The organism is Pseudomonas delhiensis (assembly GCF_900187975.1).
Lineage (GTDB): Bacteria > Pseudomonadota > Gammaproteobacteria > Pseudomonadales > Pseudomonadaceae > Pseudomonas > Pseudomonas delhiensis.
Genome location: NZ_FZPC01000004.1, coordinates 175,714 through 188,409, shown reverse-complemented (window position 1 = coordinate 188,409; position 12,696 = coordinate 175,714). Strand labels below are relative to the sequence as shown.

Genomic DNA, 12,696 nt, shown 5'->3' with positions numbered 1-12,696 from the left:
CGGGGCGAAAACGAAAAAAGGCACGAACCTCGGTTCGTGCCTTTTTCCATTGCCACGCGGCGGCCCCTCGCCGGGGGTGTCACTCAGACCACGTACAGCCCCTCCTGGATCAGCAATTGCACATGGGAGGCGCTGGCCGAGGTGTAGACGTCATAGGTGACCGCCCCCTCGCTGACCTTGGCCTGCCCGGCGTCCAGGGCCCATGCCGAGAGATCGATGTCGACGGTATCCGTCACGCCGTTCTGGCCGGTGTCGCCGGTGATCCTCAGCCGCTGCGCGTCCCCCTCCTGCGGGACTATCTTCAGCAGGTCGGCCAGGCTCAGGCTCAGCGTCTGGCCCAGCGCCTCGCCCAGGTGGATGGCCTCGATGTTCTCCAGCCTGTCGGCGACCTCGCCCAGGTCCAGCGAATTGCGCGAGGCCCAGACCAGGATGTCGTAGCCGGCGCCGCCGTCGATGTGGGCGAAGCCCGTACCGTCGATGAGGATGGCGTCGTTGCCCTCGCCGCCGCTGGCGGTGGTATAGCCACGGGCGTCGAGCATGTCGTCGCCGGCGGTGCCGAGGATGTCCGACACCGGATGGTAGTCGACGTGGGTGGCGCCGCCCTCCACGGCGGGTGCTGGCAGGCCGAGGGTTTCCTCCAGGTCCACCAGGCGCCCCTTGACCGCGCTGCCGCCGCCGTCGCCGACGCCGTTGTCGGTCCAGCTGACGAACAGCTTGCCGCTGTCCAGGAAGGCCGCGGAAACCTGCGTCTGGTCGCCGCTGAGCAGTTGGTTGATGTGCAGCTCCTGGCCGACCTTGCGCCCGGCGTCGTCGAAGAACTGGGCGTAGATGCCGTAGCTGCCCGCGCCCGGGGCGCCATCGCTGGCGGACTGGTACACCACCACGAAGCCACCGCCCTCGCGAGCCACCACCAGCGGCAAGGCCTGGTTGCCGGCCGTGCGGGTGTTGAGCAGGAACTCGTTGCCCAGCGGCTCGCCGGCGGCATTGAAGACCCGCCCCCAGACGCCGTAGCCGGACTGGTCCAGGCCGCCGTGGTCATTGGAGTCCCAGGTCACCACGAAGCTGCCGTTGGCCAGCTGCGACACGCTGGGCGAGGCCTGGCTGTTGGCGCTGGTCTGGTTGGCCAGGATCTCCGGCCCGAAGTTCCCGGTCGCCGGATCGTAGACACGGAAGAACACCTCGCCACCGGCGCCGCCGCCCATGCTGCGGCCGTAGGCGAACACCACGCGGCCATCCTCCAGGGTGCTGATAGACGGCGCGCGGGTGTCGAGGCTGTCGGCATAGTTGGTATCGCTGACCAGCTGTTCGCCGCCCGCCGGCGAGCCATCGGCATTGTACTGGCGGGCATACACATGCCACTCGCCCCCCACGGATGACTTCCAGGCCACCATGTAGCCGCCGTCGTCCAGCGCGGTGATGCTGGAGTAGCGCTGGTGGCCGGCGTCGTTGACATTCACCGTGTGCTCGCCACCCTGGCGCTGCACGCCATTGATCTGGCCATCGAGGTCGTGGGTGTAGCCGTACTTCTGCAGCAGGATGGCGTCGTTGCCGCCGGCATAGCTGGTCCAGCTGACCACGAAGCTGCCATCCGCGAGCACCGCCACCGTAGGCTGGCCCTGGTAGTTGGCGGTGGTGCCGTTGACCACGAACTCGCCGCCCAGCGGCATGCCCTTGGCGTCGAACAACTGGGCCATGACGCAGTCGTTGGAACCGTCGCCCGTGGCCGACTCCCAGACCACCACGAAGCCGCCGTTGGGCAGCCTGGCCGTGGCCGAGCGGTCCTGGTCGCCAGACAGGGTGCCGTTGACGCGAAATTCCGAGTAGTAGCCGGCGTCGATGTCGATGACGCTGCCCTCGATGCCCCAGCCGTTGCTGTCGGCCTTGTCGCTCTGCCAGGTCACGTAGACGTTGCCGTCGGCCAGGAGGGTGGCATCCAGCAGGTTGTTCATGTCGCCGTTGTCGCCGCCCCAGCCCTGGTTGCCCTCGGTTGTGGGGTTGACCAGGAACTCGCGGCCCAGTGGCTGGCCCTGGGCGTCGTAGCGCTGGGCGTAGACCGCCGAGCCACTGCCGTCGCCACCGTCCGAGCCCCACACCACCAGGTAACCGCCGTCCTCCAGGGCCACCGCGGTGGGCTTGTACTGCTTGCCGGCCAGGCCGCTGTTGACGCGGAAGTCGCCCGCGCCCACCAGCGACAGCTCGCCGCTGGCCGGGTCGACGCGGTAATGCGCGGCATAGATGTCCGAGCTGACCGAGCCGGGCAGGTTGCTGTCCCACACCACCACGAAGCTGCCGTCCTTGAGGGTGATCACGTCCGGGTAGTTCTGGCTGTTGCCGGTGCCGGCGTTGACCTGGAAGTTGCCGCCCAGCGGCGTGCCGTCGGCCTTGTACAACTGGCCGATGACGCCGCTGGCGGAGTTGTCCCCGGGGCCGCCGTGGCCGGTCCACACGGTCACGTACATGCCGTCGGCGAAGACCGCCATGGCCGGCGCGCCTTCGTTGCCGTAGAGGTTCCCGCTGCCGACGATGACGTCGCCGGTGAGCGGCTGGTTGTCGGCGTCGAAGCTGCGCTGCACGATGTGGTTGGTGGTGCTGGCATCCGGGTCGCTCTGCCAGCTGATGGTGTAGCCGCCGTCCGGGTGGGCGATGGCGATGGGCGACTTCTGCCCGCCCGCAGTGCCGACGTTGACCGCGAACTCGTCGGTCAGCGGGGTGCCGTCGGCGCCGTAGCGGCGCGCCATGACGCCATCGCCACTGGTGTCCGGGCCGGCCTGGTAGGACTCCCAGACCACCAGGTAGCCACCGTCGGCCAGGGCCACCACCTGCGGGCTGTCCTGGTTGCTGGCGTTGCGCTGGTTGACCTGCTGCTCGCCGCCGATGCGGGTGACGCCGTCGGCCGCGAACAGTTGCATGAACACCTCGGCATTGCCGGCGCTGGCATCGCCACTCTGCCAGACCACGATGATCCTGCCGTCCGCCAGGGTCGCCACGCTCGGGTTGGCCTGGGGGCCGGCCTCGGTGGTGTTGACCTCCACGGTGTGGCGGACCAGCTGGTAGTCGGCCAGGGCCGCGCCCTGGATGGCCAGCGGCGGCGCCTCGTGGCCGGCCGCGTCGCGGGCCGACAGGCTGCCCTGCTCGCCCTCCGCCAGCGGGTTGGGGTAGATGGCCCAGCGGCCGTGCTCGTCGGCGGTGGCGGTGTGGGTGACACCCTTGGCATCCACCACGGTGACGATGGCGCCCGGCTCGGTGCGGCCGCCCAGCTGCTCGGCGCTGTTGCTGTCCAGGCCGACGCTGAGCACGCTGATGGCCGGCGGGTCGGCCGGCACGTAGTCGATGCCGGTCACGCCTTCGCCCACGGGCGGCGGCGCGATGAGGCCGAGACTCTCGTCCAGGTCCACCAGGCTGCCCTTGATGGCGCTGCCGCTGCCGTCGCTGACGCCCTTGTCGGTCCAGCTGACGAACAGCTTGCCGCTGTCCAGGAAGGTGGCGTCGACCTCGACCTGGTCGCCGCTCACCAGTTGGTTGATGTGCAGCTGCTGGCCGACCTTGTGCCCGGCATCGTCGAAGTACTGGGCGTAGACGCCGTAGGTTCCGGCGCCCGGCGCCGCCTCGCTGGACGACTGGTAGATCACCACGAAGCCGCCGCCCTCGCGGGGTACGACCACCGGCAGGACCTGGTCGCCAATGGTGGTGCCGGTGAGCAGGAACTCGTTGCCCACCGGCTCGCCGGCGGCGTTGAAGATCCGCCCCCAGGTGCCGTAGCCGTACTGGTCCGGGCCGCCATGGTCGTTGGAGTCCCAGGTGACGATGAAATTACCGTTGGCCAGGTGCGACACGCTCGGCGAGGCCTGGCTGTTGGCGCTGGTCTGGTTGGCCACGATCTCCGGGCCGAAGGTCCCGGTGGCCGGGTCGTAGATGCGGAAGTAGGCTTCCCCACCTGCGCTGCCACCGACATCACGGCCGTAGGACATGACCACCAGGCCACCCTTGAGGGTGGTGATGGAAGGGCCGACGATGTCGATGCTGCTGTAGTTGGTATCGCTGACCAGCAGGTCGCCGGTAACCGGCGAGCCGTCGGCATCGTACTGACGGGCATAGACATGCCACTCGCCACCGACCGCCGACTTCCAGGTCACCATGTAGCCGCCGTCCTCCAGGGCGCTGATGCTGGAGTAACGCTGGTTGCCGGCGTCGTTGACATTCACCGTGTGCTCGCCACCCTGGCGCTGCGCGCCATTGATCTGGCCGTCGAGGTCGTAGGTGTAGCCATACTTCTGCTGCACGATGGCATCGTTGCCGCCGGTGTAGCTGGTCCAGCTGACCACGAAGCTACCGTCGGCCAGGGCTTCCACCGAGGGCTTGCCCTGGTAGTCGCCGCTGGTGGCGTTGACCACGAACTCCGGCCCTACCGGCATGCCCCTGGCGTCGAACAGCTGGGCCATGACGCAGTCGTTGGAACCATCGCCCGTGGCCGATTCCCAGACCACCACGAAGCCGCCGTTGGGCAGCCTGGCCGTGGCCGAATGGTCCTGGCCGCCGGTCAGGGTGCTGTTGACGCGGAATTCCGAGTAGTAGCCGGCATCGATGTCGATGACGCTGCCCTCGATGCCCCAGCCGCTGCTGTCGGCCTTGTCGCTCTGCCAGGTGACGTAGACGTTTCCGTCTTCCATCACGGTGGCGTCCAGCAGGTTCTTCATGTCGACGCTGTCGCCGGCCCAGCCCTGGTTGCCCTCGGTGGTCGGGTTGACCAGGAACTCGCGGCCGAGCTTCTCGCCGGTAGCGCTGTAGCGCTGGGCGTAGACCGCCGAACCGCTGCCGTCGCCACCCACCGAGCCCCAGAGGACCAGGTAGCCGCCATCGTCCAGCGCCACCGCGGTGGGCTTGTACTGGTCGCCCGCCACGTTGCTGTTGACGCGCACGTCGCCCATGCCGATCCGCTGCACGGCGCCGGTGGCCGGGTCGACGCTGTAGTGCGCCATGTAGACGTCGTAGCCGCTGCTGCCCGGCGGGTTGCCCTCCCAGACCACCACGAAGCTGCCGTCCCTGAGGGTGATCACGTCCGGGTAGTCCTGGCTGTTGCCGGTGCTGCCGTTGACCTGGAAGTTGCCACCCAGCGGCGTGCCGTCGGCCTTGTACAGCTGGCCGATGACACCGGTGCCGGCGTTGTCGCCCGGGCCCTTGGCGCCGCTCCACACGGTCACGTACGTGCCATCGGCGAAGGCCGCCATGGCCGGTGCGCCGGAGGCGCCGTATGCCTCGCCGCTGCCCACGATCACGTCGCCGGTCAGCGGCTGGTTGTCGGCATCGAAGGTACGCTGCACGATCAGGTCGGTGCTGGTGCCGTTCGGGTCGCTCATCCAGCTGATGGTGTAACCGCCATCCGGGTGGGCGACGGCGACGGCCGATTTCTGCCCGCCGGCGGTATTCAGGTTGACCGCGAACTCGTCGGTCAGCGGGCTGCCGTCGGCGCCATAGCGCCGTGCCATGATGCCGTCGCCGCTGGTGTCCGGGCCGGCCAGGTAGGACTCCCAGACCACCAGGTAGCCGCCGTCGGCCAGGGCCACCACCTGCGGGCTGTCCTGGCTGTACGCGCTGCGCTGGTTGACCTGCTGCTCGCCGCCGATGCGGGTGACGCCGTCGGCCTCGAACAGTTGCATGAACACTTCGGCGGAGTCGTTGCCGGTATCGCCGCCCTGCCAGACCACGATGATCCTGCCGTCCGCCAGGGTCGCCACGCTCGGGTTGGCCTGGGGCCCGGCCTCGGTGGTGTTGACCTGGCTGGTGTAGCGGCTCAGGTCGTAGCTGGCCAGCACGTCGCCCTGGATGACGATGGCTTGCGATGGGTTGCCGGCGGCGTCCTGCACCGAAAGGCTGCCGTCCTCGCCCAGGCCCAGGGGGTTGGGCTGCATGCTCCAGCGGCCGTCCTGGTCGGCGGTGACGCTGTGCGCCGTGCCGGCCTTGTCGACCACGGTGACGATCGCCCCCGGCTCGGTCTGCCCGGCCAGCTGCTCGGCGGTGTTGATGTCCAGGCCGACGTTCGGCGCCAGGGTGTCGACCACGAACAGCCAGGGCGCGCTGGGCTCGGTGACGTTGCCCACGCCATCGGTGAGGGTCGCGCTGAGCGCGTGCGAGCCATCGGCCAGCGGCGCCTGCGGGGTGAAGCTCCAGTGGCCGGCCTCGTCCACCTGCGTCGAGCCCAGTTCCTGGCCATTGTCGTAGACCACCACCAGCGAACCCGGCGCGCCGCTGCCGGAGATGCTCGGCGTGGTGTCGCTGGTGAGGTTGCCGGAGACCAGGCTGGTGAAGGCTTCGGTCTCCAGCGCCAGCATTTGCGGCGCCTCCGGCAGCGCGCTCTGCAGCTCGACCGGGAAGTCCTCGCCGGGCGCTTCGCTCATCTGCCCCGAGGGGCTCTGCGAGCTGGCCCACAGGTACTTCATGCCGTCGCCGCCGAACTGGCCGAGGTCGTCGGTGGTCAGGCTCCACTGGCCGTTGGCGTCGATGACGGTGGAGCCCAGCAGCTCGCTCGGCGCCTGCGCATCGTCGCTCAGGCGCACGTAGAGGAACAGGGTGGCGCCGGCGCTGCCGGTGCCGCTCAGGGTCAGGTTGGCGTCGTCGGTGGCGGCGCCCTTGTCGAGGTCGCCCTGTTGCGGCCCGAAGTCGTCCTGCACGCGGGTGATGCGCGGCGTCTCGGGGACGGCGGCATCGACCACGAAGTCCCAGGCCTCGCTGCGCGGGCCGAGGTTGCCGGCGGCGTCCAGCGCCTCGGCCTGGAAGCTGTGCGCGCCATCGGCCAGCGGCGTCTGCGGCTCGAAACGCCAGTTGCCGGCTTCGTCCACGCTCGCCGAGCCGATCAGCTCGCCGTTGTCGTAGATGCGTACCAGCACGGCGCCGCCCTCGACATGGCCGCTGTAGGTCGGCGTGGCGTCGTTGCTCAGCTCGCCCTGGCCGATGCTGCCGAGGATGCCGCCTTCCACGTCGTCGACCAGCGCCAGGTCGGTGATCGCGCCCGGCGCGGTGGTGTCGACCACGAAGCTCAGGGCCGGGCCCCGGGCACTTTCATTGCCGGCGGCATCGGTGGCCGAGGCCGTGATCGCATGCTCGCCTTCGGCCAGCGGGGTTTCCGGCTTGTAGCTCCAGTTGCCGTCGGCGTCGACGATGGCGGTGCCGATCACGCTGCCGTTGTCGTGGACAGTGATGAGGTCGCCGGGGTTGGCGCCGCTGCCGCTGATCACCGCGGCGCTGTCGTCGGTGGCGGCGCCGGCCTCCAGGCCGCCCTGCTGCGCGCCGACGTTGTCGGTCACGACGATGCCGGCCGGGGCGTCGGGGGCCTGGGTGTCGATGTCCAGTTCGAAGCGGGTGCCGGCCTCGTTGCCGTTGGCGGCGGTGGCCAGGATGTCGTAGACATGATTGCCGTCGGCCTGCTCCGGCAGCTCCAGGCTCCAGTTGCCGGAAGCGTCGGCGAGCACCGAGCCGAGCAGCGTCGAACCGTCGAGGATGCTGACGATGGCGCCGGCGCTGGCGGTGCCGACCAGGGTCGGGCGGTTGTCGTCGGTGAGCGCCTTGTCGGCCAGGTCGCCCTGCTTGGCGCCGACGTTGTCGCTGGCTTTGATCACGCTGACGCTGATGGGCGCGGTGTCGACGCTGAACGCCAGCGCGGGGCCGGGCTGGCCGACGTTGCCGGCGGCATCGCTGACCTGCGCGCTGATACTGTGGCTGCCCTCGGCCAGCGGCTGCGCCGGGGTGAAGCTCCAGTCGCCGTTGGCATCGGCGGTGACGCTGCCCAGCACCTCGGCGCCGTCCAGCAGGGTGACCACGGCACCGGCCTCTGCCGTGCCGGAGAACACCGGCTGGGCATCGTCGGTGACGCCGCCCGCGGCGATCGGGCCGCGGACCAGGCCCTGGTCGTCAGTGGCGAGCACCGCTGCCGGAGTGGCCGGCGCGGCGGTGTCGAGGTTCAGGCTGAACTCGGCGCTGCCGCTGTTGGCGCCATTGGAGACGCTGGCGGTATAGGTGTGCTCGCCATCGGCCTGGGCCGGCAGCTGGAAGCTCCAGTTGCCCTCGGCATCGGCGGTGACGCTGCCGATCTCGACCTCGCCCTCGAAGATGACCACGACCGCGTCGGCCAGGGTCTTGCCGACCAGGGTCGGGGTGGCGTCATTGGTCAGGGCGTTGTTGCTCAGGCTCTGGGGTTCGCCGGCATCGTCGATGGCGGCCTCGATGCTCACCAGCACATCACTGGTGTCGACCGTGAGCGCCAGCACGTCGCTCGGCTCGCTGACGTTGCCGGCGGCATCGGTGGCTTTCACGCTGATGGCGTGCTCGCCATCGGTGAGCGGCTGCGCCGGGGTGAAGCTCCAGTTGCCGTCGCCGTCGGCCACGGCCGTGCCCAGCACGCTGCCGCCATCCAGGATGGTGACGACGCTGCCCGGCTCGGCGCTGCCGCTGAAGGTCGGGGTGGAATCGTCGGTGATGCCGTTGTCGATGGGGCCGGTGACCTCGCCCTGGTTGTCGACGGCGAGGATCGCCCCCGGCTTGGCCGGCGCGCTGCCGTCGATGGTCAGTTCGAAGCGGGTGCTGGCGCTGTTGGCGCCGTTGCTGGCGGTGACGTCGTAGCTGTAGCCGCCATCGGCCTGCGCCGGCAGCTCCAGGCTCCAGGCACCGGCGGCATCGGCCACCACCGAGCCGAGCACGCTGGCGCCGTCCATGACGGTGACCAGGGCGCCGGCGGTGGCGCTGCCCACCAGGGTCGGCGTGCGGTCGTCGGTCACCGCGCCGTTGCCCAGCCCGGCGGTCAGGCTGCCGGCGTCATCCAGCGCCTTGGCGACGCTGACCACCAGCGGCCGGGTGTCGACCACCAGCACCAGCGCATCGCTGGGCTCGCTGACGTTGCCGGCGGCATCGCTGACCACGGAGGTGATGCTGTGCTCGCCCTCCCCCAGCGCCTCGGCCGGGGTAAAGCTCCAGTTGCCTTCGCCATCGACGATGGCCGTGCCCAGGACACTGTCGCCATCCTTGATGGTGACGGTGGCGCCCGGTTCGGCGCTGCCGCTGAAGGTCGGGGTGCTGTCGTCGGTTACGCCGCCGGTGATCGGGCCGGTGACGGCACCGACGTTGTCCAGCGCGCTCGGCGCGTCCGGGGTGGCCGGTGCGCGGGTGTCGAGGAGGATGTCGAAGCCGCCGGTGGCCGGGCTCCACTGCCCGGCCGTGTCCACGGCCTTGGCGGTAAGGGTCTTGAGGCCGTCGGCGCCGAGATCGTCCAGGGTGATCGACCAGTTGCCCTCGGCGTCGGTGGCGACGCTGCCGGCTTCGCTGCCATTGACGTACAGGTGGACCAGGGTGCCCGCCTCGGCGGTACCCTTGATGGTCGGGGTACGGTCGTCGGTCTGCGCGCCGGGCTGCAGGTGCTCGCTGGTCAGCGGCGCCTGGTCGTCGATGACGTGCTCGATGGAAGGCGCGGCCGGCGGCGTCAGCTTGAGGGTGAAGTGCCAGTCGGCGCTCTTCGGCCCTTCGTTGCCGGCGGCATCCACCAGCGCGGCCTGGAAGTTGTGCTCGCCGGCCAGCAGCGGCAGCGCGGGGTCGAAGCTCCACTGGCCAGCGCTGACACTGGCGCTGCCGATCAGCACGCCGTTGTCGTAGACGTTCACGCTCAGGATATCGGCCGGTACGCCATTGCCGCCGAAGCGCGGCTTGGCATCGTCGGTCACACCGCCACGGGCGATCTCCCCGATGACGCTGCCCACATCGTCGACCAGGCTCAGCGCACCGACCGTCTCAGGCGGGGTGACCGGCGCGAGGGTATCGACGGTGAAGCTCCAGCCATCGGCCGGCAGCATGGCGCTGGCATTGCCGGCGGCATCCACCGCGCTGGCCTGCAGGCTGTGCGCGCCCTCCTCCAGCGGCTGCTCGGGGGTGAAGCTCCAACTGCCGTCGGGGTTCACCGGGGTGCTGCCGATCAGCTCGCCATTGTCGTAGACGTTCACCAGCACGGCATCGCCGCCGACCAGTTGGCCCTTGAACTCGGGCTGGTTGTCATCGGTGTGGCCGCCCTGGGCTATAGGCCCGGTGATGGCGCCGACATCGTCGATCAGGTTGAGGCTCGCCTCGGCCTCGGAAATATCGGGGGCAAGGTTGTCCGTCGGTTCGGTGATGGTGGGCGGGCTGACGTTGCCCGAGGGATCGGTGATGGTGACGGTACCGGTCTCGCCGTTTTCCAGCGGGTTTTCCGGGAATTCCCAGTTGCCATTCTCGTCGACGATGGTGGTCACGGTGCTGCCATCGGGCAGTTCGACGGTGACGATGCCTTCCGGCTCGCCGGTACCGCCCAGGCCGTTGCCGTTGTTGTCGGTGATGACCGGCGGTTCCGGCGCGATGGTATCGGCCGGATCGGTTTCGGTCGGCGGGCTGATGTTGCCCGACGGGTCGGTGATGGTGACGGTGCCGCTCTCGCCGTTCTCCAGCGGATTTTCCGGGAATTCCCAGTTGCCGTTTTCGTCGATGACGGTGGTGACGGTGCTGCCGTCCGGCAGTTCGACGGTGACGATGCCTTCCGGCTCGCCGGTGCCACCCAGGCCGTTGCCGTTATTGTCCGTGATGACCGGCGGTTCCGGCGCGATGACGTCGGCCGGCTCAGTAGTCACCGGCGGGCTGACATTGCCCGACGGATCGGTGATGGTGACGGTGCCGCTCTCGCCATTCTCCAGCGGATTTTCCGGGAACTCCCAGTTACCGTTTTCGTCGATGATGGTGGTCACGGTGCTGCCGTCCGGCAGTTCGACCGTGACGATGCCTTCCGGCTCGCCGGTACCGCCCAGGCCGTTGCCGTGGTTGTCAGTGATGACTGGTGGCTCCGGTGCAATGACATCAGCCGGCTCGGTCACGGTCGGCGGGCTGACATTGCCCGACGGGTCGGTGATGGTGACGATGCCGCTCTCGCCATTCTCCAGCGGATTTTCCGGGAACTCCCAGTTACCGTTTTCGTCGATGACGGTGGTGACGGTGCTGCCGTCCGGCAGTTCGACCGTGACGATGCCTTCCGGCTCGCCGGTGCCACCCAGGCCGTTGCCGTTGTTGCCGGTGATGACCGGCGGCTCCGGGGGAACCAGGTCAGCCGGTTCGGTGATGGTGGGCGGGCTGACATTGCCCGACGGGTCGGTGATGGTGACGATGCCGGTCTCGCCGTTCTCCAGCGGGTTTTCCGGGAACTCCCAGTTGCCGTTCCCATCGACGACGGTGGTCACGGTGCTGCCATCCGGCAGTTCCACGGTGACGATGCCTTCCGGCTCGCCGGTGCCGCCCAGGCCATTGCCATTGTTGTCGGTGATCACCGGCGGTTCCGGGGCCGTGGTGTCGATGGGCTCTATCTCGGCCGGGCCGGTTTCGGTCGGCGGGCTGACATTGCCCGACGGATCGGTGATGGTGACGCTGCCGTTCTCGCCGTTTTCCAGCGGGTTTTCCGGGAATTCCCAGTTGCCGTTGCCGTCGACGACGGTGGTCACGGTGCTGCCGTCGGGCAGTTCGACGGTGACGATGCCTTCCGGTTCGCCAGTGCCGCCCAGGCCGTTGCCGTTGTTCTCGGTGACCACCGGCGGCTCCGGGGGAACCAGGTCGGCCGGCTCGGTCACGGTGGGCGGGCTGACGTTGCCCGAGGGATCGATGATGGTGATGATGCCGCTCTCGCCGTTCTCCAGCGGGTTTTCCGGGAATTCCCAGTTGCCGTTGCCGTCGACGACGGTAGTGACGGTACTGCCATCGGGCAGTTCGACGGTGACGATGCCTTCCGGCTCGCCGGTGCCGGACAGGCCGCCGGCGTTGTTCTCGGTGACAGTGGGCTCCTGTGGCGCCAGCAGGTCGGCCGCGCCGGTGCCGACCGGCTCGCTGGTGCCATTGCCGTTGGAGGCGGTGACGGTGCCGGCCTGGCCGTTGTCCAGCGGGTTGGGCTGGAAGCTCCAGTGGCCGTTGCCGTCGGTGGTGGTGGTGAGGGTGCTGCCGTCCGGGCGGGTCAGGGTGATCAGGCTGCCGGGCTCGGCGGTGCCGGCCAGGCCCTGCAGGTTGTTGGACAGCACGGCCGGCTTGCCCGGGGCCGCCCCGCTGGCGCCGCCCCCCGAGCCGCCGCCACCGCCCCCCGCCGCGGCGGCCAGGCCACCGACGCCCAGGGCGCCCAGGCCGGCCATGGGCAGCAGGCCGAAGGCGTAGTAGGCATCATCGGACTGCACGGCCAGCAGTTGCTCGATGGAATCCAGCTCGGTGGTCAGCCAGGGTTCGCTCTGGTCCGCCAGCCACAGCTGGCCGTCAGGAGCCTCCAGCACCAGGTCGTGGCGCAGGCCGTCCACGGCCTGGAAGAAGTTGTCGACGGTGATGACCTCGCCGTTCTTCAGACGTATCACCAAGCTGTCGCCGTTGCGGCTGACAGACTGGATGCTGTCCGGCGCGGCCGCGATCTTCACCACGCACGGGTGCGTCAGCGACAACAGGTTCTTGCCGCTGACATCGCTGACCTGTCCCGAACTCTTCGCAATCAGTTGAATCGCGGCCATGTGAACTCCCGCCTGACGAGGCTATCTTTCTTTCTGCAATTGAAAGGGCACTGGCGATTCCAAGATGCATCCTCAAAATACCTGGCCAGCGCCTTATTTGATTCAAATCAAGGAAGACCAAGGCATTCCTTAATTACTGACCGAAAGAATAGGGCGCGTTTCAGGG

The 12,696-nt window shown here is 69.0% G+C and carries 1 protein-coding gene; it reads right to left on the bottom strand.

Annotated features, from left to right (window positions below):
- Window positions 1-83: 83 nt before the first annotated feature.
- Window positions 84-12,530, bottom strand: coding sequence for an Ig-like domain-containing protein (locus CHC02_RS05115; RefSeq protein WP_089390424.1), 12,447 nt, complete (start codon window positions 12,528-12,530; stop codon window positions 84-86).
- Window positions 12,531-12,696 lie beyond the last annotated feature (166 nt).